This is a genomic window from Candidatus Fusobacterium pullicola, assembly GCA_018883725.1.
Lineage (GTDB): Bacteria > Fusobacteriota > Fusobacteriia > Fusobacteriales > Fusobacteriaceae > Fusobacterium_A > Fusobacterium_A pullicola.
Genome location: JAHLFN010000068.1, coordinates 65,952 through 91,271, shown reverse-complemented (window position 1 = coordinate 91,271; position 25,320 = coordinate 65,952). Strand labels below are relative to the sequence as shown.

The 25,320-nt window shown below is 28.4% G+C and carries 25 protein-coding genes, 2 tRNA genes and 1 riboswitch; of the genes, 7 read left to right on the top strand and 20 right to left on the bottom strand.

The genetic code is table 11. The features are described 5' to 3' along the window. Positions 1–37 precede the first annotated feature (37 nt). The 4 genes from IAA47_07625 to aroC all read right to left on the bottom strand — a co-directional run bounded on the left by IAA47_07625 (position 38) and on the right by aroC (position 4,483). Entirely contained in the window at positions 38–1,702 is a 1,665-nt protein-coding gene (locus IAA47_07625) for a formate--tetrahydrofolate ligase (protein ID MBU3842833.1), read from the bottom strand. A 231-nt stretch (positions 1,703–1,933) separates the two neighbouring features. Further along, positions 1,934–2,033: riboswitch (purine riboswitch) on the bottom strand. Positions 2,034–2,136: 103 nt separating this feature from the next. Next, positions 2,137–2,574, bottom strand: a complete 438-nt coding sequence (gene aroQ, locus IAA47_07620) for a type II 3-dehydroquinate dehydratase (GenBank protein MBU3842832.1) — start codon at positions 2,572–2,574, stop codon at positions 2,137–2,139. A gap of 12 nt (positions 2,575–2,586) precedes the next feature. Further along, positions 2,587–3,396, bottom strand: coding sequence for a shikimate dehydrogenase (aroE, locus tag IAA47_07615; protein MBU3842831.1), 810 nt, complete (start codon positions 3,394–3,396; stop codon positions 2,587–2,589). Further along, on the bottom strand, positions 3,389–4,483 hold the full coding sequence (gene aroC, locus IAA47_07610; protein ID MBU3842830.1) for a chorismate synthase: 1,095 nt from the start codon (positions 4,481–4,483) through the stop codon (positions 3,389–3,391). Before aroC ends, aroE begins: the two co-directional genes overlap by 8 nt. 121 nt (positions 4,484–4,604) lie before the next feature. Between aroC and IAA47_07605 the strand changes: the two genes are divergently transcribed. Further along, positions 4,605–5,183: a phaC PHA synthase gene (locus IAA47_07605; protein MBU3842829.1), complete on the top strand. Its 579-nt coding sequence runs from the start codon at positions 4,605–4,607 to the stop codon at positions 5,181–5,183. A 50-nt stretch (positions 5,184–5,233) separates the two neighbouring features. Here the strand turns inward: IAA47_07605 and IAA47_07600 are convergent, their stop codons facing one another. Next, positions 5,234–6,460 (bottom strand): FtsW/RodA/SpoVE family cell cycle protein, encoded by a 1,227-nt coding sequence (locus IAA47_07600; GenBank protein ID MBU3842828.1) that lies wholly within the window; start codon positions 6,458–6,460, stop codon positions 5,234–5,236. Positions 6,461–6,497: 37 nt separating this feature from the next. After that, entirely contained in the window at positions 6,498–7,295 is a 798-nt protein-coding gene (locus IAA47_07595; protein ID MBU3842827.1) for a Cof-type HAD-IIB family hydrolase, read from the bottom strand. Positions 7,296–7,420: 125 nt separating this feature from the next. On the opposite strand from IAA47_07595, the gene IAA47_07590 reads away from it, so the two are divergent. From IAA47_07590 to IAA47_07575, 4 genes are all read left to right on the top strand, one after another. Then, positions 7,421–7,497, top strand: a tRNA-Pro gene (locus IAA47_07590). A gap of 8 nt (positions 7,498–7,505) precedes the next feature. Beyond that, positions 7,506–7,580 (top strand) — tRNA-Gln (locus IAA47_07585). A gap of 96 nt (positions 7,581–7,676) precedes the next feature. Beyond that, entirely contained in the window at positions 7,677–8,792 is a 1,116-nt protein-coding gene (locus IAA47_07580; protein ID MBU3842826.1) for an aminopeptidase, read from the top strand. A 16-nt stretch (positions 8,793–8,808) separates the two neighbouring features. Next, positions 8,809–9,579, top strand: a complete 771-nt coding sequence (locus tag IAA47_07575) for a type III pantothenate kinase (protein MBU3842825.1) — start codon at positions 8,809–8,811, stop codon at positions 9,577–9,579. A 94-nt stretch (positions 9,580–9,673) separates the two neighbouring features. On the opposite strand, the gene sfsA is transcribed toward IAA47_07575, so the two are convergent. The 7 genes from sfsA to rapZ all read right to left on the bottom strand — a co-directional run bounded on the left by sfsA (position 9,674) and on the right by rapZ (position 17,100). Continuing rightward, positions 9,674–10,378, bottom strand: a complete 705-nt coding sequence (gene sfsA / locus IAA47_07570) for a DNA/RNA nuclease SfsA (protein MBU3842824.1) — start codon at positions 10,376–10,378, stop codon at positions 9,674–9,676. A gap of 62 nt (positions 10,379–10,440) precedes the next feature. Continuing rightward, positions 10,441–10,869: an Rrf2 family transcriptional regulator gene (locus tag IAA47_07565; GenBank protein ID MBU3842823.1), complete on the bottom strand. Its 429-nt coding sequence runs from the start codon at positions 10,867–10,869 to the stop codon at positions 10,441–10,443. 132 nt (positions 10,870–11,001) lie between these two features. After that, positions 11,002–11,910, bottom strand: a complete 909-nt coding sequence (locus IAA47_07560) for a DUF1385 domain-containing protein (protein MBU3842822.1) — start codon at positions 11,908–11,910, stop codon at positions 11,002–11,004. A gap of 14 nt (positions 11,911–11,924) precedes the next feature. Continuing rightward, complete coding sequence (locus tag IAA47_07555) at positions 11,925–13,436, bottom strand: PP2C family protein-serine/threonine phosphatase (protein MBU3842821.1); 1,512 nt, start codon at positions 13,434–13,436, stop codon at positions 11,925–11,927. Continuing rightward, positions 13,436–14,434: a hypothetical protein gene (locus IAA47_07550; GenBank protein MBU3842820.1), complete on the bottom strand. Its 999-nt coding sequence runs from the start codon at positions 14,432–14,434 to the stop codon at positions 13,436–13,438. Before IAA47_07550 ends, IAA47_07555 begins: the two co-directional genes overlap by 1 nt. A 24-nt stretch (positions 14,435–14,458) precedes the next feature. Next, entirely contained in the window at positions 14,459–16,249 is a 1,791-nt protein-coding gene (gene uvrC / locus IAA47_07545; GenBank protein ID MBU3842819.1) for an excinuclease ABC subunit UvrC, read from the bottom strand. Further along, on the bottom strand, positions 16,243–17,100 hold the full coding sequence (gene rapZ, locus IAA47_07540; protein MBU3842818.1) for an RNase adapter RapZ: 858 nt from the start codon (positions 17,098–17,100) through the stop codon (positions 16,243–16,245). The genes uvrC and rapZ overlap by 7 nt, the downstream gene beginning before the upstream one ends. A gap of 197 nt (positions 17,101–17,297) precedes the next feature. On the opposite strand from rapZ, the gene IAA47_07535 reads away from it, so the two are divergent. Further along, entirely contained in the window at positions 17,298–17,510 is a 213-nt protein-coding gene (locus IAA47_07535; protein ID MBU3842817.1) for a hypothetical protein, read from the top strand. Between the two features lie 55 nt (positions 17,511–17,565). On the opposite strand, the gene zupT is transcribed toward IAA47_07535, so the two are convergent. The 7 genes from zupT to IAA47_07500 all read right to left on the bottom strand — a co-directional run bounded on the left by zupT (position 17,566) and on the right by IAA47_07500 (position 24,234). Then, positions 17,566–18,339 (bottom strand): zinc transporter ZupT, encoded by a 774-nt coding sequence (zupT, locus tag IAA47_07530; protein MBU3842816.1) that lies wholly within the window; start codon positions 18,337–18,339, stop codon positions 17,566–17,568. A 10-nt stretch (positions 18,340–18,349) separates the two neighbouring features. Next, positions 18,350–19,234 carry a pyridoxamine kinase gene (locus IAA47_07525; protein MBU3842815.1) on the bottom strand — a complete coding sequence of 295 codons (885 nt, stop codon included), beginning with the start codon at positions 19,232–19,234 and terminating at the stop codon, positions 18,350–18,352. Between the two features lie 196 nt (positions 19,235–19,430). Beyond that, positions 19,431–19,991 (bottom strand): toxin-antitoxin system YwqK family antitoxin, encoded by a 561-nt coding sequence (locus tag IAA47_07520; protein MBU3842814.1) that lies wholly within the window; start codon positions 19,989–19,991, stop codon positions 19,431–19,433. Between the two features lie 84 nt (positions 19,992–20,075). Further along, positions 20,076–21,251: a pyridoxal phosphate-dependent aminotransferase gene (locus IAA47_07515; protein ID MBU3842813.1), complete on the bottom strand. Its 1,176-nt coding sequence runs from the start codon at positions 21,249–21,251 to the stop codon at positions 20,076–20,078. Positions 21,252–21,264: 13 nt separating this feature from the next. Beyond that, positions 21,265–22,797, bottom strand: a complete 1,533-nt coding sequence (gene malX, locus IAA47_07510; GenBank protein MBU3842812.1) for a maltose/glucose-specific PTS transporter subunit IIBC — start codon at positions 22,795–22,797, stop codon at positions 21,265–21,267. A gap of 123 nt (positions 22,798–22,920) precedes the next feature. After that, entirely contained in the window at positions 22,921–23,445 is a 525-nt protein-coding gene (locus tag IAA47_07505) for a hypothetical protein (GenBank protein ID MBU3842811.1), read from the bottom strand. 18 nt (positions 23,446–23,463) lie between these two features. Beyond that, positions 23,464–24,234, bottom strand: a complete 771-nt coding sequence (locus IAA47_07500) for a helix-turn-helix domain-containing protein (GenBank protein MBU3842810.1) — start codon at positions 24,232–24,234, stop codon at positions 23,464–23,466. A 116-nt stretch (positions 24,235–24,350) separates the two neighbouring features. On the opposite strand from IAA47_07500, the gene IAA47_07495 reads away from it, so the two are divergent. Next, positions 24,351–25,301, top strand: a complete 951-nt coding sequence (locus IAA47_07495) for a homocysteine S-methyltransferase family protein (protein MBU3842809.1) — start codon at positions 24,351–24,353, stop codon at positions 25,299–25,301. The last annotated feature ends 19 nt before the right edge of the window (positions 25,302–25,320 follow it).

Genomic DNA, 25,320 nt, shown 5'->3' with positions numbered 1-25,320 from the left:
TTCTCCTCCTGAAAAACTTAATATAGAATTTTTTATACTAGAATAATCCCTCTATTTTTCCATTTTCATCTATATCTATCAATTCTGCAGCTGGCTTTTTAGGTAATCCTGGCATATCTATTATATCTCCTGCCATTGCCACTATAAATCCTGCTCCTGCTGATATTCTCAACTCATTAATTGTTACTGTGAATCCTGTAGGTCTTCCTATTAATGCAGCATTGTCTGAAAGAGATTTTTGAGTTTTAGACATACAAACTGGTAAATCTCCATAACCTAGCTCATCTATTGTTTTTAACATTTTTTTAGCTCCAGTGCTAAATTCCACTCCATCAGCACCGTAAATCTCTTTTGCTATTATCTCTATTTTATCTTTTATACTTAATTCTAATGGATAAAGTGGTTTATAATCATCTATTTCTCTTTCTAACTGAGTAATTACTTCCTTAGCAAGAGAAATTCCACCTTCTCCTCCCTTTGCCCATACCTCACATAATGCTACTGGTACATCTAATTTTTTACAATGTTTTTCTATAAATTCAAGTTCTTTCTCTGTATCACTTACAAATCTATTAATTGCTACTACAACTGGTAAGTTATACTTCTTCATATTTTCTATATGCTTATCTAAATTTGCTATTCCTTTTTCTAAAGCTTCTATACTCTCTTCTGAAAGCTCCTTTGCTCCTCCGTGATGTTTCAAAGCTCTTACTGTAGCTACTATTACCACACAGTTAGGTTTTAGATTTCCTTTTCTACACTTTATATCTAAAAATTTCTCTGCTCCTAGATCAGCGGCAAATCCAGCTTCTGTAACAGTGTAATCTGAAAGTTTTAAAGCTAATTTTGTAGCTAATATTGAGTTACAACCGTGAGCTATATTAGCAAATGGTCCTCCATGAATAAATACAGGAGTATTTTCTAAAGTTTGAACAAGGTTTGGTTTTAATGCTTCTTTCAACAGTGCTGTTACAGCTCCCTCTATTTTTAACTCCCCAACCGTTAAAGCTTTTCCATCTTTCGAATACCCAAATACCATATTTCTAATCTTATCTTTTAAATCCATCAATGAATTAGCTAAACATAGAGCAGCCATTATCTCAGAAGCTACTGTTATTTGGAAAGATGATTCTCTTGGAACACCATTTACCTTTCCACCAAGCCCTATAACAACCTCTCTTAAAGCTCTATCATTCATATCCACTACTCTTTTCCAAGATATCTTTGTAATATCTATATCTAAAGTATTTCCTGAGTTGATATGATTATCTATACAAGCAGCAATTAAATTATGTGCTACCCCTATAGCATGTAAATCTCCAGTAAAATGTAAATTGATATCTTCCATTGGAATTACTTGAGCATATCCTCCACCAGTAGCTCCTCCTTTCATTCCAAATACAGGTCCAAGTGAAGGCTCTCTCAAAGTAGCTACAGAGGATTTTCCTAATTTATTTAGTGCTTGAGTAAGTCCTACTGTTACTGTAGATTTCCCCTCTCCTGCTGGAGTTGGAGTAATCGCAGTTACTAATACTAATTTCCCATCTTTTCTATTTTCAAGTTTTTTTAATACATCTAAATTAACCTTTGCCTTATACTTACCATACTGCTCTATATCATCTTCAGTAAGTCCTACTTTTTTTGCTATCTCTATAATATTTTCTATTTTTGCCTCTTGAGCTATTTGAATATCAGTTTTCACATTTTCCTCCTCAAAGTTTCTATTAAAACAAAAGGTCTAAACATATACTGATGCTCTGCATTAGTACACACTTAGACCATTTCTTATACATATTTTTAAGTTTACAACTATGCCTTTGTTAGAAATTGATTTTAAACTATTTTTCAGTTTTTTTCTCTTTTCATTAACAAATAACATACTCTTCCTCCCTAACAATATCATACATACCAAAGAGGAAAATAATAATCATACAACTATTATCTTTAAACTCATAGCGGTTTTTTACAGTGGTAAACCCTAGAAACTCCTCACCATATTTGAGGTATATATGAGATATTTTTTTCTTTTATATGTTAAGAATATCACATTTTTCGTTTTTTGTCAAAATAAAAACTTTTTTCTTTTAAAATTTTATTTTTTATTTTTATTTCAGTACTCTATCAGTATTTTAAGAACTATTTGTTTATAATTTTATTATATAAAAATTCTATTGCTAAGATATATCCATCACTACCAAGACCACATATTTGACCTATACAAGCTGCTGCTGTAAATGATTTATGTCTAAATTCTTCTCTTTTATGAACGTTTGAAATATGTACTTCTATAGTTGGAATACTTACACTTTTTATTGCATCATATAGTGCTATTGATGTATGAGTATAGGCTCCCGGATTAATAACAATCCCATCAAATTTATCAAAATATGCTTTTTGAATTAAGTTTATTAATTCTCCTTCTATATTACTTTGATATATTTCTAATTCTATCTCTTTTTTTATATTTCTTTTAATATATTGACACATTTCTTCATAGTTTTGTGAACCATATACTTCTTTTTCCCTTATACCTAAAAAATTTATATTTGGTCCATTTAACACCATAATTTTCATACTCTATTCACCTCATTTTAATCTTTCTAAAAGTATTTTTTCTATTCTATCTTCTATACTATTATCTATTTTTATCCCCTCCCATAGCTCATCACTTTTTATAGCTTGAGCTATTAACATAGTTATTCCATCTACACATTTTAATCCAATCTCCTCTGCTTCCTTTAAAAACTTTGTAACCTTTGGATTATAAACTACATCAACTGCTACATTAAAATTTTTAAGTATATCTTTATTTACAGGTGTACTATCTATATTAGGATACATTCCTAAAGGAGTTGTATTTATTATGATATCACCCATACCAATCTCATCATATGATACAACTTTTATATCTTTAAAATTTTTTTCTAACTCCTCTTTTTTTGTTTCTACATCTCTTGTTACTACTATTATCTCCTTAGCCTCTAGATCACTCAAAGCCACTATAACAGATTTAGATGCTCCTCCACTCCCTAATATATAACATACCTTATTTTTTACTTGAACCTCACTTTTTTTTAACATCTCAATTACACCAAAGTAATCACTATTATATCCATAACTTCTACCATTTTCTATTTTTACGAGATTTACTGCTCCTATTTTTTTAGCTTCTTCAGATATATAATCCAAATGTTCTATTATACTTTCTTTATAAGGAATTGTAACATTAAATCCTTTTATACCTTCTTTTAACATTATCTCTAATATATTTTTACTATCTTCTATCTCATATAGTGAATACTCCCCATCTATTTTCAAACTTTTAAAAACATAGTTATGTATTATAGGTGAAAGAGAGTGTCCCAATTTTTTTCCCACAAGTCCGTACTTATTCATATTTACCACCAGCCTCATATATCTTATCTAATAATGCTATCGCCATAACTGATTCAATTACTACAACAGCTCTTGGAACTATACAAGGATCATGTCTTCCCTCTATCACCAGCTCACAATTTTCCTTTGTTTTTATATTTACAGTATTTTGTATTTTTGAAATTGAAGGTGTTGGTTTTATTGCAACTCTGAAACTAATAGGCATACCAGTTGAGAGTCCACCTAATATTCCACCATTATTATTCCTTTTTGTTTTTATTTTTTCCCCTTCATAATAATACTCATCTTTTATTTCACTACCATAATATCTTGTTATATCAAATCCCTTTCCAAACTCTATCCCTTTTACAGCTGGAATAGAGAAAGCTAAATGAGATATACTACTTTCTAAAGAATCAAAAAATGGTTCCCCTAAGCCTGCAGGTACACCTATTGCGAAACATTCTATAGTTCCTCCTACAGAATCTTGATTTATTCTTGCTTTTTCAATCTCTTCCTTTACCTCTAATATTTTTTTATCACTTAAAATAGCCATCTCCTTATAAGCTAATTTATCAAAAGTATCAAGTGTTAACTCCTCCATTTTTAAACTTTCAACCTCGATATTTTTTATGCTTTTTATTGAAGCTCCAACATATATCTCCTTTTTAGCTAAAATTGTTTTGGCTATACTTCCAGCAAATACTATAGGAGCAGTTATTCTCCCTGAAAAATGACCTCCTCCTCTTACATCATTATTTCCTTTATACTTTATGAAGGCTGGATAATCACTGTGATTTGGTCTCATTACCTCCTTTAATTTAGAGTAATCTTTTGATTTTTTATCTTCATTTCTTATTATTGCACAAAGTGGTGCCCCTGTTGTTTTTCCCTCATATATGCCACTTAAAATTTCAAAGGAATCACTTTCCTTTCTTTGAGTCGAAAATTTATTTCTACCAGGAGCTCGTCTCTCCATATTTTTTTCTATACTTTCAAAATCTAACTCTATCCCACTTGCTAAACCATCTATATTTATTCCTATAGCTTTACCATGAGATTCTCCAAATATCGAAAGTCTCAAACTGTGTCCCCAATTCGCTCCCATATTATCTCCTTTCATATCTTTTTTCTTACAATTATACCACATATTTTTCTGTATTAACTATACTATTTTTGATAAAAATATGCTATAATAAAAACTGAATTTTGTTTATGGAGGAATTTATATGAAATTAAAATCATTATTAGCTGGAATAGCTTTACTATCTTCAGTTTCTTTTGGAGCTACTCAAGGAGCTCAATTTTCTATCCTACCTGGTGTTCAAATAGGAGCTACTAAAACTGATTCAATAGATGGTTTCAGTTTTAACCTACTTGGAGCAGAAAACCAAAATGTTTCAGGACTAGATTTATCACTTATTGGTTACAGAAAAGTAAATGGTAACTTTAGTGGACTTCACCTTTCTTTATTCTTTGAGGCTTTTAGAGTAGATGGAAATATGAAAGGAATCTCATTAGCACTTTGGAATGATGTTAAAGGGGATGTAAATGGAGGAAATCTAGGACTTGTAAATACTGTTGGTGGAAATGCTACTTTCCAACTAGGAGGGTTTAATATGGTTAATCAAGAAGCTTTAGTACAGCTTGGATTTATTAACTATGCTCAACAAGTAGGAGGATTACAACTTGGTTTTATCAATGCTACTAAAAAATTAGAGGGATTACAAGTAGGGCTTATTAACTATGCTGAAAATGGAGTTTTTCCAGTTTTACCAATCGTTAACTTTAGAAAAACACTATTTTAATTAAAAAAAGCGTTCTATCAAAGATTAATTTCATTGATAAAACGCTTTTTTTATCTGTTCTTATTTATATTAATTATAATTCCTAAAGCAGAAAAAACAGTTACAATAGAACTTCCTCCCGAACTAAAAAATGGCATTGGTATTCCAAACACTGGTAATATTCCTAATGCAACTGATAAATTTATTATCATTTGAATTATTATATAACCACCAATTCCCATCGCTAAATACTTCCCAAAATAATCCTTCGTTTCCATAGCTGTTCTTTGAGTTATATTAAATAGTAATAAAAAAATTGTTAATAGTAATAACATTCCAATAAATCCTAACTCTTCTCCATAAGAAGCTAAGATAAAATCCGTTTCAATCTCTGGTAAGTACTTATATTTTTGTACTCCATTTCCATATCCTTTTCCTATTAAACCTCCACTTCCAAAAGCAATAAGAGATTGTCCAACTTGATATCCTATACCATAATCATACTCGTTTTTTAAAAGTCCATTTAAAAAACTAGCTACCCTTTTTATCTTATAACTTTTATCTCCCAACTCACTTAAAGTATTTACATAATAAAATAATCCTCCAATTAATGTAAATACTACTGTACTAACTGTTACTATGTATTTCATATTGATTCTACTCATAAATAACATAAAACAAAAAATTCCCATATAGTGTATTGAGGTTCCCATATCTTTTTGTAAATTTATTAGTAACATATATATGAAAAATACAGGACATAATGTCATCAGTATTCTTTTATCATCATATCTTTCCTCTTCACACTTTTCCAATATGTGTGCTATAACTATTATAAATGGTAACTTCATAAGTTCAGAAGGTTGTATACTAATTGGTCCTATTCTTATCCAACCAATACCTCCATTTACCTCTGGAATTATTCTATGAAGAGCTGGTATCTTACTTCCTATTATAACTGATATAAAAATCAAAATAGAAGATAGAAATAACAGACCAGATGTTCTATTTTTATTATAAGATTTATAGTTTATTTGAGAGGTTATAACAAAGCATACAAGCCCTGCTAAAATATATACAAAATGTTTCCATACAACTGATATTCCATTTGAATATATACTATAAAATCTTGTACTAATCATATTTAAACAACTCATTATTACAATGACTATTATTAAAATAATTATTCCTCTATTTCTAGCTTTTTTTCTCTTTTCCTTATCTAATTTTTTCAATACTTTATCTATCTGATTTCTTTTATAGTAAGGATTTTCTGTTTCCAATTTTACTTTTTCCATCAATCTCCTCCAAATCACTCATCTTAGAGTAATTTTCCTATAAAAAAATTTCTTTTAAATACTTAGCTACTCCATTTTCAGTATTTTTTCCTATCACTTCATTATTTGGAAGTTTCTCTCTAAGTCTTTCAGCACAATTTCCCATAAGAAGCCCTTTTCCTACTTCACTAAGCATTTCATAATCATTCAGTCCATCTCCAAAGGCCATAGTATTTTCAAGTGAGATATTTAATTTCTCCATTATATTCTTTACAGCCTCTCCCTTTGTTACATTTTTCGCCATTAATTCTAAACATTCTGGTCCTGATAATGTAATTGAAACTTTTTCTCCCAGCTCTTTTTCAAAATATTTCTCTAACTTTAAAAGTTCCTCTTGATTTGTACTAATAAAAAATATTTTTATAAATTTTTCTCCAGTTATTTTTGAAAAATCTTTTACTTCATATAAAAATCCACTTGCTTGATGAGATATTCTATACTCCTCTTTTTCATCCTCTACATACCATTTTTCATCGGTATAAATATGTCTTGAAATATCTGAACTACACTTGGTATCTAAAATAAAGTTTACTATATCTAAATCTAAATTTCTTTCATAAATTTCTTTATTATTTTCATCATGGATTCTAGCACCATTTGAACTTATTAGATAAGAATCTAACCCTAATTGTTTTTTAATCTCCAGTGCATCTTTATGATGTCTTCCAGTTGCTATAAAAATTTTCTTACCTGTATCCTTTACCTTTTTTATAACCTCTTTTGTTTCTTCTGCTAATCTATGATCAGCATTTAAAAGTGTTCCATCTAAATCGCATACTATAGCTTCATATTTCATAAATTTAACTCCTTTTTAATTTTATTTTCTACATTAGATATAATACCATTATTTTTTTTTTTGAAAAGTTATTTTTTTTATTGACAAAATTTTTAAAGTATGATATTATAATATCGTTGATGAGACGGAATATAGCGCAGTCCGGTAGCGCATCTGCCTTGGGAGCAGGGGGCCGCAAGTTCGAATCTTGCTATTCCGACCATCTAAAATTGGGGTGTCGCCAAGCGGTAAGGCAACGGACTTTGACTCCGTCATGCGTTGGTTCGAATCCAGCCACCCCAGCCACTTGCAAATTCACCACTCATTGTAATGAGTGGTTTTTTTATTTTATTTTTTAAGCTTCTATGCTATAATTAAAAAAAATATTATGAGGTGAATGCTATGGATAGCAGAATATTAAAATTAGCAAAAAATTTAGTCTCTCACTCTTGTAGAGTACAAAAAGGTGAAAAAGTTTTAATTGAGGTTTTTGGAGATGCACCTAGAAATCTAGCAAAAGCTCTAGTTAAAGAGATACATCAAGTTGGTGGTCTACCTTTCGTAACTTTAAAAGATCACTCTGTTATTAGAGAACTTATTAAGGATTCTACTGAAGAACAACTTGAATTGATGGCAAAATATGAATTAGATAGAATGAAAGATATGGATTGTTATATAGGTATAAGAGGTAGTGACAATACAGCTGAATTATCTGATATATCAGATGAAAAAATGAGAATGTATTCTGATATATTTATGAAACCTGTACACTTAAAAGAGAGAGTTAATAATACGAAGTGGGTAGTGCTTAGATATCCTAATAACTCTATGGCTCAACTTGCAAATACTTCTTTAGAAAATTTTGAAGATTTTTATTTTGATGTATGCTGTTTAGATTATTCTAAAATGGAAAAAGCTATGGATAGCTTAAGCTCACTTTTAAATAAATCTGATAAAGTTAGAATAGTTGGACCTGGAACTGATATATCTTTCTCTATCAAAGGAATACCTAATGTTAAATGTTATGGACTTAGAAATATTCCAGATGGGGAGCTTTATACTGCACCAGTTAGAGAAAGTGTTAATGGTATAATTTCATATAATACTCCATCTATTTATGAGGGATTTACTTTTGAAAATGTAGTTTTTGAATTTAAAAATGGAAAAATTATTAATGCAACAGCTAATAATACTAAAAAATTAAACGAAATTTTAGATTCTGATGAAGGTGCTAGATATATTGGAGAGTTTGCTTTTGGTGTAAACCCTTATATATTAAAACCTATGAAAGATACTCTTTTTGACGAAAAAATATCTGGAAGTATTCATTTTACTCCTGGACAAGCTTATAAACTAGCTGATAATGGTAATAAATCAGGAATTCACTGGGATTTAGTTCTTATACAAAGACCTGAGTTTGGTGGAGGAGAGATCTGGATAGATGATATCCTAGTGAGAAAAGATGGTATCTTTGTTTTAGATGAATTAAAAGCTTTAAATCCTGAAAATTTAAAGTAATTAAGGTGGTGAATTAATGCTTATAACAGTTGATATTGGAAATACTCATATTGTTACTGGATTATTTGATGAGAGTGGAAAAATACTACTTACTTTTAGAATTTCAACTAACGATAAATTAACAGAAGATGAGTATTTTTCATATTTTAGAAGCATCTCTATCTTTAATGGCATAGAGATTGAAAAGGTTAGTGGAATTGTAGTTTCATCAGTTGTTCCAAATTTAATAACTATTTTCCAATTTTTTGGAAGAAAATATTTCAATATTGAACCTATGATTGTAGATTTAGAAAAGAAGCTTCCATTTACTTTCGCTAAAAATATGAATCCCACTGGTTTTGGAGCTGATAGAATAATAGATATTGTTCAAGCTCTTAAGGATTATCCAAATAAAAATCTAATAATTATCGATTTAGGAACTGCTACAACATTTGATGTTCTAAAGAAAGATGTATATATCGGGGGGGCTATCTTACCGGGAATAGAGATGAGTATAAACGCACTTTGTGGAAATACTGCTAAACTTCCAAAAGTAAAATTTACAACTCCTGATTGTGCCTTAGGCTCTGATACTATTTCACAAATTCAATCTGGAATATTCTATGGTTATGCTGGTCAAATTAAACATATTATTAGAAAAATAAAAGAAGAAGTAGGAGAGGAGTGTTTTGTTGTAGCCACTGGTGGTTTAGGAAAACTTCTTTCTGCTGAGATAGATGAGATTGATGTTTATCATGCTGATTTAAGTATAAAAGGTCTTTATACTCTTTATAAAAATAACATATAATCACTTTTAATTTTTAAGAGGTTGATTAACTATAATACTGGATTTAAAATATAAATTTTAATTTCTAGTTTTATTAAGTTAATCAACTTCTTTTTTAAATAATCTCTATATTCTTTTCAATATAGTATATATTCCCTTCAATTAATTTAAATTGTAATGGATATATCTCTACTCCCTTAGATTTAGCTTCATAAAATAATTTTGAAAACTCTTCATCTGTTTCATATTTTGGTCTAAATTTATCTGAGTCTCTAAAAATTAATAGTATAACTGCACATCTATCTCCATTTTCCTTTAATTTTATTAACTCTTTTAAATGTTTACAAGCTCTTGTACTCGGAGCATCTGGAAATTTTGCAACTCTTCCTTCAGATAAGGAAACCCCTTTTACTTCAATCCAAATTTTTTCATTTCCATTAGTTAATAGGTAATCCAGTCTACTATCTCCTATCTTTACTTCCGCCTTTATATTTTCTACTTTTCCAAATGGAGAAATCTCAAAGTCTTTTAATACGTTTTCAGAAATATATCTATGATAAGCTGAATTAATCAAAATCATTTCATCTTTTTCTGATGTCAATGCACAGATGACATCATAAGCTGTTTTTCTTTTTTCTAAATTTTCAGCTTTTTTTATTCCTATTTCATTTCCCAAAAACAATAACTCTTTTATTCTCCCAGAATCATGTACATGACACCTTTCTGTTTTTCCATTAATCTCTATATCTGCTGTAAATCTATTTATTCTTTCAATAAATTTTCCTTTTTCAATATTTCCTATCTCATATATTTTTTTCATCTTTTCTCCTATAATAAAAAGTTGCTACAATTTTAATGTAGCAACTTAGTTAATCTCTATTATTATCTACAAGTACCTTCAGAATAAGTTTCTTCAGCCAATTCTTTAAAATTACGTGATTCCAATTTCTTTATAAACTCTCTTTGGATATCTCCAAAAGCTCTATGTAAAGCACAATTTCCTCTTCTTAAATTACATGATCCAGGATCATTAACACAATCTTTTATACAAATTATTGGCTCTATTGTCTCAACAGCATCTCTTAAAGTTATCTCTTCACTAGGTTTAGTTAGTTGATATCCACCTTTAGCTCCTTTAAAAATCTTTACAAGTCCTGCTTTTTCTAATTTTTTTAAAATTCTTAAGCTGAATAAGTGTGGAATATCTTCTGCTTCTGATATCTCATTTGATGGAACTATTCTATTCTCGCCATATTTTGTTAAATATAACAAAATTCTCATTACATACTCTATTTCATTTTTTATTCTCATAACAATCTCCCTGATTCCTGATATATGAGTCATTATAGCATAGTATACTAAAAGTTGCAACTTTTTTACATTAATCTTATATAACATGTTTCAACTTAATATTTTTTTGTTTTATTTTAGTTTGTGAAATATTTATCTATTTATTTCTCTTGCGTTTTCAATTTTTTCACCTAAAGCAGCTTTTATTGCTACTATAGCAACCTCTAATTGTTCTAAATCAGGTTCTCTCGTTGTTATTTTTTGTAAAGAAAGTCCTGGAAAAGCTAAAAATTTTATACAAAAATTATCTAAATGTTTTGAACTATATCTTTGAATCTCATAAGATATTCCAGCTATTAATGGCATCAAAATTACTCTTAATCCTATTTTCATACCTATTCTTCCAATCATTGTAGTAGGTGTAGGAAAAATAAAATCTATTGTCGAAAAAACAACTATTGCTATCAACATAACAATTAATAAAAAACTTGTTCCACATCTAGGATGTAAAGTTGTAAATTTTTTGGCATTTTCAGGTGTTAACTCCATTCCATTTTCATAAGCATAAATAGACTTATGCTCAGCACCATGATATTCATAGACTCTTCTTACATCCTTTGAAAAAGATATCAGCCATATGTATAGTATAAAAAACACTAGTCTTAAAGCAGCCTCTAAAAGATTTGAATACATCTTATTATTTAAAAATATAAAACTTCCTATCAAAGAGGGTAAAACTATAAATAACCCTATTCCTAACCCTAAAGATAAAATTGTAGTTAAAATTGCTTCCTTTTGGGTAATTTGTTCCTCTTCTTTCTCTTCAGCTTCGTTAGCTGAAAAAGTTAATTCTTTTACTCCCATTACTAAAGCATCAAAAAGCATCACTGCTCCTCTTATAAAAGGAATCTCTGCTAATCTTCCTTTTTTATTAGATATCATTGTTTTTTTATAAACTATCTCTCCAGAAGGTTTTCTCACAGCTGTAGCTATACAACTTGGACTTCTCATCATAACCCCTTCTATTACAGCTTGTCCACCTATACTAACTTTTTCTTTCATACATCTCCTTTCTACTAAACATTGCTTTTCAATATCACAAATGTTAAGTCATCTGTTTGTTCATAATCTTTTCTAAATCTGTTTATAGCTTCCAATATCTCTTCTCTTAACTCTTTAGGAGATTTATCTTTATTTTGATAGATTACCTCTTTTAATCTATCGATTCCAAACATCTCTTTATCCTTATTTTCAGCCTCTGTAATTCCATCTGTATAGAATATAACAATATCACCTTTATCTAACTGAATCTCACCTTGCTTATATCTATATTCATCTAAGAAACCTATTGCTACTCCCTTTACAGTATGAAGTTCTACTGTATCTTCTTTTGCTCTATAAACTACTAATGGATTATGTCCTGCATTAGAATAGTAAAGAGTTTTATTCTCTCTATTATACTTGCTATGTATCATCGTAATGAACATATCCTCAGTTATATCTGAATAGATTATCTTGTTTAGTTCATTTAAGTTTTCATTTGGAGCAAAATCTCCTGTTAAGGTAAGTGTTTTTAACACTGATCTTCCCAGTGCCATTAGAAAAGCTGCCGGCACTCCTTTACCACTTACATCAGCTATAGTAATTGAGAAAACATTGTCATCTAAAATAGTATAATCGTAATAGTCTCCTCCTATCTCCTTAGCTGGTTCAAAATATTGTGCTATCTCAAGTCCAAATATTTCATCCATATCTGCTGGTAATATTTTCTTTTGGATTCTTGAAGCAACATCCAACTCATTGGACATTCTCTCTTTTATCAAAAGTTCTGAATAAATTTTAGCATTATTTATAGCTATTGAAACTTGAATAACTAAAGCAGATATTGTTTCTTCATCTAAATCTATCAATTTATTCTTATCTTCTACTACATAAATTACCCCAAGTTGTTTTTCCTTTACAACCAATGGTGATATTACAATTATCTCATTATCAGCTAATGTAAATTTTTTAGATAGCTTTTCATAAGTCTCTTGATAATCCTTCTTAGAAAACTCTCTCATTTCCTCTTCTGAAAACAATAAATTTTCTTTAAAATTACACTCACCTTTTGTTTTCTTATTTATTAAACCTTCACTTTCCCAAAGATATAAAGAGATTCTCTTAGCTCCAGTTAAAACAAAATAAGCATCTAATATGATATTAATAATATTATCTAAATCCAATACAGAAAGAACAGCTCTAGAAAGAGAATTTAAATTAGATAGATTTTCTACTCTTCTCTCCAGTATCTGATTACTATATTCCAACTGCATAGACTTTTGTACAAGTGAATTGTATGTTTCCTCCAATTCCTTCCTATATTCCCTTAATTCTCCAATTGAATTTTCTAACTCTAAATCTTGTTTTATTACATTTTTTATTGTATCTTCATATTCTTCTTTTAAAATTTCTGGAACATCTTCTAATTTCTTTTTATTCCTAATACTTGTAAGAATTGTCATCATTCCCTCTGTCATCTCTTCTTCTCTTTTTTTAGAATAGTATAGCATCAATCCAATAACAAGTATAAAAATAAAGTATATCATTACTCTATCCTCCACTTACTCTCTGTTTTATCGAATTCTATTGTTTGTCTTTTTCTCTCTGGAGTTTTTACACTCGCTTTTTTCAATACACTATTAGGTACATGCTTGATATCAAACTTTTGAATATCTTTTAATTTTAATCCTTGATACTCCTCTATCACTGGAATAAGATTTAGTGGATTATCTATATCTATGATATTTGTTGAAATTTCATAATCTTTTACATTTTCAACCTTTAAATTATTTATTAAAGTTATTTTTTCAGGAATAACTGTATCTTCTAACTTTCCATCTAAAACGATTATTTTAGAATCTACTCCTTCTAATTTTTCCATAGGAATACTATCTGTCGCTAAGTAAAGAGGATAAGGTATATCCTTTACCTCCTCTAGTTCATTTTCAGTAACCTCAATAACTAAATCATCAACTACTGCAAAAACAGTATTTGAAAAGAATTTTCTATTTTCAAATACTTCATCTACTACTCTATCCTTATCTAACTCAGTATAATATCTAGTACCATCATACTTTTCTGGCTTTTTTAAATAATCATACCAATAAGCTACCTGTTTATTAAGATATTTTTGTATCTCTCCAGCATCATTTGGTGTACTTACATTTATCTTACTATCAATAAATTTTTTCTCTTCTTCAGTTAAAGAGTATGCTTGTTTATAATAGATCTTTTCTCCCTCTCTTACTTCTCTTTTTTGAAGGTTTAGCAGATCTTTATATAGTTCTAATGGGATGATCATATTTATATCTTTTCCATAGGCCACCATCTTAGAAGTTAAAATATCAAATTGCTCATAAAATTTATCTTTATCATGAGGATTTTCAGGATAAATTATTTTATAGAAAGTTATATCATATCTATCAGCAACTATTTTACTATTTTCAAATTTTACTATTTGACTTTTATCCTTTCTAGCCACGATACTCCCACAACTTGTAGTTAAAAGTACCAAAGCTAATAGGCACAAGGCTCTCTTTTTCATAGTTTCCTCCATTTTATAACCTTATTATTTTTTCTCTTTTAATGTATTCAATATATTTTCTGCTACTTTTTTCGGAACAAATCTAGCTAACGACTCTACATCTTCAACTAAAATCTTCCTAACCGAACCAAATTCTTTTAATAATATCTCTTTTCTCTTTACCCCAACTCCTTCAACTTTATCAAGTTCAGAAGATATTACTCTCTTACTTCTTAATTTTCTATGATAAGTTATTCCAAATCTATGAGCTTCATCTCTTACTCTTTGAAATATCTTTAAAGCTTCCCATTCCTTTGGAAATGAGTAAGGTATTGCTTCTCCATATTTATATATCTCTTCATCTCTCTTTGCTAAACTCAATAATTCTGCTATTCCATCTTTACCTATCTCTTTAAAAACTTCTCCAGCAGCATTTATCTGCCCAAGTCCTCCATCTATTAAAACTATATCTGGAAATTCGTGTTCTGGAAGCTTACTATATCTTCTAGTTATTACTTCTCTCATCATAGCAAAGTCATCTGGTGTATCCTTACAAGTTATTTTAAATTTTCTATAATCTTTTTTAGAGGCTCTTCCTTCTACTGAAACACTCATAGATGCAACAGCATCCTTTCCTTGGATATTTGATATATCAAAGCATTCTATCTTTCTTGGATATCTTTTTAATTTCAACTCTGTATATATTTTATAAAGTCCCTCTTCTATTACACTTTTCTTTTTAAAATAACTTTCAATATCTCTACTTAAATTTAACTCCCCCATTTCAAGTAACTCTTTTCTTCTACTTTTTATCTTTGGAAAGTAAAACTCTACCCTTTGTCCTCTCTGTATTTCTAAACTCTCTTTTACTAGATTTAAACTTTCAGATAACTCCTCTTGAAAAACTATACTTTTAGGTATTGGATGTTTAGAATAAAATGCCATAACTATATCTTCAGCTAAATTTCCATCAATCTTACCTTTTAAATCAATATTTGTAGATGTCTTTCCTAAAATTTTACCATCTCTTACATTTAAAACACAGATAAATACTCTATCTCCCTCTTTTTTTAGTGAAAATATATCCTCATCTAAATCTTTTCCATACTCTGTCACTTGATTAACAACAGCATTTTCTATCTCTTTTATCTGTTCTCTTAGATTTATAGCCTCTTCAAACCTCATATCTTCAGCTGCTATCTCCATATCCTTTTTTAATCCATCTATTACCTCTTTGCTCTTTCCTTTTAGAAGATTTTTAGCTTTCTCTATCTGTCCATTATACTCTAAAAAAATATCTTTATATGTACACGGTCCTGGACACATTTTCATAAAATATTTTAAACATGGACGTGAATATATTTTATTCATATCTCTTTCACAATCTCTTATTTTAAAAATTTTAACTAAAGCTTTTTTTAAATTCCAAGCTCCAAATGGATATGGTCCAAAATATACTCCAGATTTTGTATCTAGAGCTTTTGTCGTTCTTATTATTTTTATATTTGGAAAATTTTCTTTGCTTATTTTTATATAAGGATAAGTTTTTTCGTCTTTTAAGAGAATATTATATTTAGGGGTATATTTTTTTATTAAATTATTTTCTAAAATAAGAGCATCGAGTTCACTATTACAAATTATAAACTCTATATCCTCTATATTTTTTACCAACTCTTTTGTCTTTTCACTCTCATGTTCTCTATTAAAGTATGAGGAAACTCTATTTTTTAAATTTTTAGCTTTTCCTACATAGATAACTTTTTCATTTTTTTTCATTAAGTATACTCCAGGATTCTCTGGAATATCTACCTTTTTTATATCAAAAACCTTTACCAATTTCCTCTCTCTTTCTCTCTATGATTTACATAGACATTAAGATTCTCTATCTCTGATAACTCTTTATACAACAACTCTGCAAAAGTAACTGAACGATGTTTTCCTCCGCTACAACCAATTCCTATTGTCAGGTGCTTCTTTCCCTCCTTTATATAATTAGGAATTAAAAAATCCAACATATCCATTAGTTTTGCATAAAATTCTTGAGATATATCAAAACTCATCACATAATCTGAAACTTCCCTATCCAATCCACTTTTTGGTCTTAACTCATCTAAGTAATATGGATTTGGTAAAAATCTCACATCAAAAACTAAATCTACATCAATAGGAATTCCATACTTAAATCCAAAAGATTGTATATGAATATTGATATCTTTTATATCAACATCTAACCCTAATACTATTTTTAATTTTTCTATTAGCTCCTTTGGTTTATCACAACTTGTATCTATTATTCCGGTAGATAACTCCTTTACTCCTGCCATTATCTCTCTCTCTTTTCTAATACTTTGAAGTAAAGTACTCTCTTCTACTGGATGTTTTCTTCTAGTGAGATTATATCTATTTAAAATTACCTCTTTAGATGCTTGTAAAAATATAACTGAACATATTATCTCTGAATTATTTCTTAATTTTTTTAAAAAATCTATAAATTCATCAACTTTTTTAAAAGAACGAATGTCCATTCCAAGAGCAATTTTCTCTATTGATGAATCTATAAAGTGAGTTCCTATTTCACAAGGTAAATTATCCACTGTATAATATCCCATATCTTCAAGTACATTTAAAGCTGTTGTTTTTCCGCTTCCACTTAACCCTGTTACAATTACTATTTTTTTCTTACTCATCTCTTCACCTATCTTTTTTAATCTTTCCTTTCCATATATTATATCATATTTACAATATTTTTTGCCAATTACTTTTTTATATCTTTATTCTAAAATCTAGCTATAAAACAACAATTTTTAACTTACTATTACTAGTTCAATTTTTTTATAAATAGAAAAATTGAGCTTTTTTAATATCTTTTAAGGAGTGATTTTTTATGACAGCAAAAGAATTTTGTACTTGTACTGACCACAAATGCCCACTTAATCCTATTAATCACGATAGAGGATGTGAACTATGTATAAAAAAATGTTTACAGCTTAATGAAATACCTTCGTGCTTTTTTAAAAAAATATCTTTGGAAAAACCAGAGAATAATATCTACACTTTCCAAAGCTTTGCAGATTTTGTAAATAAATATTCTAAATAATAAAAATAAAGGAGAAATTATACTTTAATCAAGATAACTTTCTCCTTTAATCATTTTATAATATATGAGTAAGTGGCATTAAAATTATTCCAATAAAAGTAGAAATAAGAGCTGTCCTAATATATCCATACTGTCTTGAACTTGGAATAAGCTCTTCTATTGCAATATATAACATTATTCCTGAAATAACTGAAAAAATTGCCCCAAGTGAAAAATCATTTATATAAGGTTTTAAAATTAAAAAAGCTAAAAGAGCTCCTATAGGTTCAGCTATTCCAGATAAAAAAGTATATTTAAAAGCTTTTCCTATACTTCCAGTAGAAAAATAGATTGGCATAGCCACAGAAATTCCTTCAGGTATATTGTGCATAGCTATAGCTAAAGTAATAGATAGTCCCAATGCTAAGTTATCATAACCAGCCATAAATGTAGCTATCCCTTCTGGAAAATTATGTAACCCTATAGCTAAAGTTGACACAAATCCTACTCTAAATAGATTTTGATGCTTATAATCTTCCCCTTGCTGCTCCTCAATATGAGGTACAAATCTATCAAGTCCTCCAGCTATAACTACTCCAAGTAACAAAAATATTGTACTTAAAATTATCCCTATTTTTTCTCCTGAATAACTTTGCAAAAGCTCATTAGCGTTGGGCAATAAATCAGTAAAAGATACACTTATCATCACTCCACCAGCAAACCCTAATGATGCACTAACTAATTTTTCACTTCTCTGTTTCACAATAAAAACAACTAATGTCCCTATTAAAGTTGACATTCCTGCTATAAAAGATAGAATCAAAGCCCTTACACTATTATCATCAAACATAGATTTCCTCCTATTCTAACATCTCATAATTTGTGGCTATCATCGGCATTTTTAAAACATCTAACATTTTTTCCAAAAGTACCCCTTCTTTTTTAGGATATTTAAATCCATAACTAGCCATTATACATTGAGTTATAAATTGTACTCCTCTCTCTATTGCCATTGGTAAACTATCACCTTGAAGTAAGCTTCCTATTACAACACTTGTATATGCATCTCCAGTTCCCGGATATGAAGCTGGAATATATCTACAACTAACTCTCCAAAATACATCATTTTCTCTATCATAAGCTACTACACTTGTTTTTCTATCTAATTTATTACTTTCTTCATCTGGTACACTTGTTGCTATAACAATTTTAGGCCCTATATTTGCTAATTCTTTTAAATATTCCTTTACCTCATCTAAAGTAATATTTTCTTTATATTCTTTCCCCAAAAGGTAGATTACCTCAGTAAAATTAGGTGTTATAATATCAGCATTTTTTATAAGTTTTCTCATTCCAACTACCATTTCGTTACCCATAGTACTGTACAGTTTCCCATTATCCCCCATAACTGGATCTACAACTGTAAATTTAGCTTTTTTACCAAAAAAATCTATAAAATCTGCTACAATCTCTATCTGCTTTGGTGAACCTAAAAAACCAGAATATATACAATCAAATTCTAGTTCTAATTTTTTCCAATGATTTATATGCTCTTGCATATAATCTGTTAAATCTATAAAGCTATATCCTTCAAAGCCACCAGTATGCGTTGATAGTATTGCTGTTGGAACAGGACAAACCTGTACTTTCATATTTGATAAAATTGGAATAATAGTAGTTAATGATGCTCTTCCATATCCTGATAAATCATGTATTGCTGCTACTTTTTTTACTAAGCTTTCCATTTTTCCCTCCACAAAATTTATTATTCAAGAATACTTTAGCATATTTATAAACTTTAAGCAACTTTATATTTAATTACTTTTATTTCTCATAAAAGCTATTTATTAAATAAAAAGTAGAGAAAATACTTTTTAAATTAGCTCCACACTTTTATATAATACTAATTTCCTAAAGTTTTCTCTACTCACTTATATTTTTTTAAATATTTTTATTTTTTTGTTCCATTCCCTCTATATAGGTACAATCCTTTAATAATTTACCTGTTGTATCGAACTCTCTATATCTTCCATGGAGTTTCCCATGATCTATATAATGACACTCTAAATGAAGAGTTCCATTTGAATAATACTCTTTATAAGGACCAAACATAGCCCCATTTTTTAAATTTACACTCATTTTTAATTGACCATTAGGATAGTACTTTATATTTCTACTGGTAGTAGATGTTGTCTCATAAAAAGCTGTTCTTTTCAATTTTCCATTTGGATAATACTCTTCACATAATCCCTTAACTTCACCATCAACTAAATGACGTATAGAACTTACTTTTCCATCTACATAATAGGTTTCATATACTCCATCTATATTTCCATTTTTATAAAACTTTCTCGTTTCTACTTGTCCATTCATATAGTAAGATTTATACTCTCCCTCTCTAACACCATTAACATAGTTCTTCTCTTCTTGAATAACACCATTATCATAGGTTTTAATCCATAGTCCCTCTTTTTTACCATCTTTATTATATTGATTAACCATTTTAATTCCCCCTCTATAATGATATCAATTAAGTTCCCAGTATAATACAAGTATACTCTATAACAGGAAATAAATAAAGGCTTTTCATCTATTTTTTAAACTCTCCACTGCTATCTTTATTCCCAAAAGTCCTTGTTCAACCTTTTCTCTAGAACATCCAACATTAAATCTTAAAAACATTTTTCCTTCTTCTCCATATGTAGCTCCTGGCATTATAGCAACCTTTCCTATATCTATTAAAGCCTTTTGAAACTCTTCGCTACTTACAGCTAATTTTGAAAAATCTATCCAAGCAAAATAACATCCATCTGGTATATCACAATTTAATTCCGGTATATTTTTCTCTAAATATTTCTTTACATACTCTATATTTTTTTTCGTATACTTTAATAACTCATCTACCCAGTATCCACATTTATTATAGGCAGTAATTGTTGCTATTATTCCTAAAATACTTGGTGAAGAGAGTGCCTCTTTATTTTTTAATATTCTCAAATACTCATCTCTATCTTTAAAATCGGTACATAAAATATATGCTCCTCCTAATGATGGAGTATTAAAAGTCTTAGAGGCTGCTGTACATATTACCATATTTTTTATATACTCTTTTTCTAATTTTAATATAGGTATATGTTTTCCACCATATACAATATCCATATGTATCTCATCAGATATAATGAAAACATTGTATTTTTTACATATAGATATTATTTTTTCTAGCTCCTCTCTACTCCATACTTTTCCAATTGGATTGTGAGGACTACACATTAAAAATATTTTAGAAATTTTACATTTATTTTCAAAATCTTTAAAATCTATTTCATAATTATTATTTTTTTTAATTAAAGACGAAGATATAATTTTTCTATCGTTATCTGCTATTACTTTAAAAAATCCATCATATGCAGGATTTAATATAAGTATACCATCACCTTTTTGAGATTTCATCTCAATAAACTTTGCTACTGAATAGATTACACTTGGTGCATATAATATCCACTCTTTATCTATTTGATAATCAAATCTATCCTTATACCATCTCTCTATTGAATTTTTAAAATCCTCATTATTCCATCTACTATACCCAAATACCCCATGTTTAATTCGCTCTATTAGAGCTTTTGTTATCTCTTCTGGAACTTGAAAATCCATATCTGAAATTGTAAATGGAAGCAACTCTTCTTTTCCAAATCTATCTTTTATATAGTCCCATTGTGTACAATAAGTACCTCTTCTATCAATGACAGTATCAAAATTCATCTTATCACCTACATTATTTAATAAGTTTATCTAATTTATTTTTTACAACATGCACTTGTGGTCCAATTACAACTTGTAAATTATATTCATCTAATTTTACTATTGCAATAGCTCCAGTTGCTTTTATTTCCTCCTCGTTTATAAGTCCCATATCATTAACTACTAATCTCAATCTTGTAATACAGTTATCTAATGATACTATATTTTCTTTACCACCTAAAGCTTTTAGCAGTCTTTCAGCATCAAATCCACCTAATTTTATCTCAGAATTATCTGTTACTTTCTCTCTTCCTGGTGTTTTTAAGTCAAATTTTAAAATAACATATTTAAATACAAAATAATATATTATAAACCAAATTACTCCCACTGGTATTACTAGATACCACTTTGTTCTAAATCCTTGTAAAACTCCAAAAACAATAAAATCTATTAGATTTCCATCTGTATTTCCTATTGCAACTTTTAAAATCCCCATTGTCATAAAACCTAATCCTACCATTATACAATGGAAAAGATATAGTATTGGAGATATAAATAAGAATATAAACTCTAATGGTTCTGTTATACCTCCTATTACACAAGCTACAATACCTGAAACTAAAAGTCCTTTTATTCTTTTTTTATTCTCTGGTCTAGCTGTGTTATAAATAGCTAATGCTACTGCTGGTAATCCAAACATATATGAAGGCATTTTTCCTTGAGATAAAAACCTAGTCACATTTGGATCTAATATTCCATTAGCAAACTCTCTATAGAAAATATTTAACGCTCCATAAACTGGTTCTCCATTTATAATAGCCTCTCCTCCAGCTGAAGTAAATCTTATCATAGCAACTAATATATGATGTAATCCGAAAGGTCTTAAAACTCCCTCTCCAGCTCCAAATAAAAATGGACCAAAAATACCAGCTTTACTTATTAAATCTCCTATTTTTATAATTATACCGTTGAAGAAAGGCCAAATAAGTGGAATTACCAGCCCAACAACTCCAACAATCACAGCTGTGGCAATTGGTACAAATCTCGCTCCTCCAAAGAAAGCTAGAGCATCTGGAAGTTTAATTTCACAAAATTTATCGTGTATTTTGTATACTATAACTCCTATGATTACTCCACCAAGTACTCCTATATCTATACTTTGAATTCCAAAAACCATAGCTTGACCCGCAGCTTTCATATTTTCTGGAGTTGCCAAAGTACCTGTCACTTTTAAAAAGAAATTTGCTGTCATACTTGACATTACAAATCCTACATACCCTGAAAAAGCTGCAACCCCTTTATCTTGTCTTGCAAGCCCTAAAGGTATTGCCATTGCAAACATTATTGGTAAATTTGAAAAAGCAAATGAACCAACAGTAGACATAAATTCAAAAAATAATTTTATTGCTGGAATTTTTAAAAATGGAAGTATTTCAGCCGTAACTGAACTAGCAAATGAACTTCCTATCCCCAACATAATTCCACATGCAGCCAATAATGATACTGGTAACATAAATGTTTTTCCCAATCCTTGAAAAAACTCCCAAAACCCAACTTTTTTACTCATATTTGAGAACCTCCTATATTATATTAATACATTTATTATATATTTAAGATATTTTTTTGTTAATATCAAATAATTTTCAATTTTTTTTGAAATAAAATTTAAGGTAAATTCTCAAATATAAATTTATTCAAACTCTATCTTATCTTTAAATACTTTTATTATCTCTTCTTTCAGCTTTTTTTCATCTAAATCTAGACTACACTTTTTTATAATTTCCAATAATTTTTTAAATGAAATTTTTTTATCTTGCTCTATCTCTATATACTTTTCTATTTTATTAGTAAGAAAATATATTTCATCCTCTCTAAATGGTTCTTTTAAAATATGATTACAATCTAAAACCACACTCTTTACAATAGTATATATATCTTTATCCACATCAGGTTTCTCATCCTTTTTTAATAAGAAAAAATTGTTTTTTATCCTGTAAACTGCTGGCAATAAATATTTCAAAACTTCTTCTCTAAAATCTTGAGAATTAAAAAATTCAAACTCTAATTCTTTTTTTATTTTTCCACAAAATGCATCTATAAAACTCTCAACCAAATAAATGTTCTCTGAAAAATCATGAGAGTAATAACCGCTTATAAAATACTCTGTAAGATGTAAAAATTCAAATTCCAACTCTTCTGGAATAATATTTTTCAAAATATTTTTAATAATTTTTTAGTCTGTTAATTGACTTAAAAACTTACTATTATCTTTTTTAGTTATAATAAAATTTTTATCAATTCTCTCTATTGTTGAAATTAAATATATACACATCAATTTTTTAAATTTAGTATCAAATTCAACTTTTAATTCTCTTTCTATTTGTAAAATAATATTATAATATTTAGGTATATCAAATTTTTCTAAATACCTTTTTACTATCTCTAACTCTTTTTTTTCAGTAAGATATATTTTTTCTAAATACTCAACTTTTCCATTCTTTATATCCAAATATTCCAAAAGCTTTAATAACTTTAAATGCCTTAACTTTTTCTCCTTACCAACTATAAAAATTGTATTCTCTTCTCTTATAAAACCTACTTCAAATTCTTTTAAATAGCCATCTAATGATAGTAAATCTTTTTTTATAGTAGGTCTACTTATCTTTAAATATTTCTCTATGTCTGTAATTTTTGTTTTTTCCGAAAAAAGATAACTAATTAAAATATAGTTCTCTCTTTCTTCCTTTGAAAAAATATAATTTTCTATATCAATACTTTCTATAAAATTTTTTAAATTTTCTTGCTCTATACTCCAATATACCTCACCTTTTTTTATTTTTATTTCTGCTAATGAAAACTTTAGAAGATAATAGTTTAAATTTTCTATACTATATCTTATGTTTCTTTCACTAACATTATACTTTTCAGCAAAATAGGTAAGAGAAATTTTAATACTTTTATTTAACTCTTCTAAAATACTTAACTCTTTTCTATTTAAACTCATTTTTACCTCCTATATCATTAAAACATTTTTTCTAAAGATAATCAAGCATTCATTGACATCAAAAAATAACTATGATAGAATTAATGAAATTATATTTAATATTAATGAGGCAATATATGACATTCTTAGAAGATTTAAAAAAAAGGATACTAATAATGGATGGAGCTATGGGTACTACTATTAAAAGCTATCACATACCATCAAAATATTTTCTTATAAAGGGTAATTATTATGAAGCTTTAAATTTATCTTATCCAGAGCTCATTAAAAATATTCACCAAAAATACATTGAAGCTGGTGCTGATATTTTAAAAACTAATACCTTTAACTGCTCTAATATAGCTCTCCAAAATCCTAAATTTATTGATATGGTTTATACTTTATCTAAGGAGGGAGCAAAGATAGCTCGAGAAAGTGCTGATATCTCTATGAAAAAAATCTATGTAGCTGGTTCTATTGGGCCTACCAATACATCCCTTTCTAAATATAAAAATTTATCTGAAATTGAAAAAAATTTTAATATTTTAAAATCAACCTACTATAAACATATCAATGGTTTAATTGATGGGGGTGTTAATATTCTTCTAATTGAAACAATTTATGACTATCTAAATGCTCAATGTATTATCTCTGTCATAGAGGATATTTTTCATAAAAGAAATATATTTCTTCCTGTTATGTTATCTTTTACTATTAATAAAAATGGAAAAATTTTTACTGGGCAAGATATAAAATATCTTGTCTGTAACTTAGACAGAAAATTTGTTGTCTCTTTTGGTTTTAATTGCTCTTTCGGCTCTAAAGGAATAAAAATTTTTATCAAGCTTCTTGAAAGTTTAACTACAAAACCTATATCTTTACATCCAAATGCTGGTTTTCCTGATATAAATGAATATTATCCTGAAACTCCTGAAATAATGTTAGAAAATTTAAAAAGTTTAATTGAAAATAGTGAGCTTAATTTTATTGGGGGATGTTGTGGTACATCCTTTGAGCATATTCGTAAACTTTCAATTTATTCTAAAAATAAAACACCTCGAAACTTTACCTTTTGCTTTGATATTTAATAATTATTTAAATTACCTA

What these genes read in the sequence shown, in the direction of transcription:
- IAA47_07500 (MBU3842810.1), bottom strand. Translation starts at nt 24,234, where the DNA reads ATGAGTTTAAATAGAAAAGAGTTAAGTATTTTAGAAGAGTTAAATAAA.
- IAA47_07535 (MBU3842817.1), top strand. Translation starts at nt 17,298, where the DNA reads ATGACAGCAAAAGAATTTTGTACTTGTACTGACCACAAATGCCCACTT.
- IAA47_07605 (MBU3842829.1), top strand. Translation starts at nt 4,605, where the DNA reads ATGAAATTAAAATCATTATTAGCTGGAATAGCTTTACTATCTTCAGTT.
- IAA47_07555 (MBU3842821.1), bottom strand. Translation starts at nt 13,436, where the DNA reads ATGATATACTTTATTTTTATACTTGTTATTGGATTGATGCTATACTAT.
- zupT (MBU3842816.1), bottom strand. Translation starts at nt 18,339, where the DNA reads ATGTTTGATGATAATAGTGTAAGGGCTTTGATTCTATCTTTTATAGCA.
- IAA47_07560 (MBU3842822.1), bottom strand. Translation starts at nt 11,910, where the DNA reads ATGAAAGAAAAAGTTAGTATAGGTGGACAAGCTGTAATAGAAGGGGTT.
- sfsA (MBU3842824.1), bottom strand. Translation starts at nt 10,378, where the DNA reads ATGAAAAAAATATATGAGATAGGAAATATTGAAAAAGGAAAATTTATT.
- IAA47_07565 (MBU3842823.1), bottom strand. Translation starts at nt 10,869, where the DNA reads ATGAGAATAAAAAATGAAATAGAGTATGTAATGAGAATTTTGTTATAT.
- aroC (MBU3842830.1), bottom strand. Translation starts at nt 4,483, where the DNA reads ATGGGAGCGAATTGGGGACACAGTTTGAGACTTTCGATATTTGGAGAA.
- IAA47_07580 (MBU3842826.1), top strand. Translation starts at nt 7,677, where the DNA reads ATGGATAGCAGAATATTAAAATTAGCAAAAAATTTAGTCTCTCACTCT.
- IAA47_07550 (MBU3842820.1), bottom strand. Translation starts at nt 14,434, where the DNA reads ATGAAAAAGAGAGCCTTGTGCCTATTAGCTTTGGTACTTTTAACTACA.
- malX (MBU3842812.1), bottom strand. Translation starts at nt 22,797, where the DNA reads ATGAGTAAAAAAGTTGGGTTTTGGGAGTTTTTTCAAGGATTGGGAAAA.
- IAA47_07600 (MBU3842828.1), bottom strand. Translation starts at nt 6,460, where the DNA reads ATGGAAAAAGTAAAATTGGAAACAGAAAATCCTTACTATAAAAGAAAT.
- IAA47_07595 (MBU3842827.1), bottom strand. Translation starts at nt 7,295, where the DNA reads ATGAAATATGAAGCTATAGTATGCGATTTAGATGGAACACTTTTAAAT.
- IAA47_07515 (MBU3842813.1), bottom strand. Translation starts at nt 21,251, where the DNA reads ATGAATTTTGATACTGTCATTGATAGAAGAGGTACTTATTGTACACAA.
- IAA47_07520 (MBU3842814.1), bottom strand. Translation starts at nt 19,991, where the DNA reads ATGGTTAATCAATATAATAAAGATGGTAAAAAAGAGGGACTATGGATT.
- IAA47_07525 (MBU3842815.1), bottom strand. Translation starts at nt 19,234, where the DNA reads ATGGAAAGCTTAGTAAAAAAAGTAGCAGCAATACATGATTTATCAGGA.
- aroQ (MBU3842832.1), bottom strand. Translation starts at nt 2,574, where the DNA reads ATGAAAATTATGGTGTTAAATGGACCAAATATAAATTTTTTAGGTATA.
- aroE (MBU3842831.1), bottom strand. Translation starts at nt 3,396, where the DNA reads ATGAATAAGTACGGACTTGTGGGAAAAAAATTGGGACACTCTCTTTCA.
- IAA47_07575 (MBU3842825.1), top strand. Translation starts at nt 8,809, where the DNA reads ATGCTTATAACAGTTGATATTGGAAATACTCATATTGTTACTGGATTA.
- rapZ (MBU3842818.1), bottom strand. Translation starts at nt 17,100, where the DNA reads ATGAGTAAGAAAAAAATAGTAATTGTAACAGGGTTAAGTGGAAGCGGA.
- IAA47_07495 (MBU3842809.1), top strand. Translation starts at nt 24,351, where the DNA reads ATGACATTCTTAGAAGATTTAAAAAAAAGGATACTAATAATGGATGGA.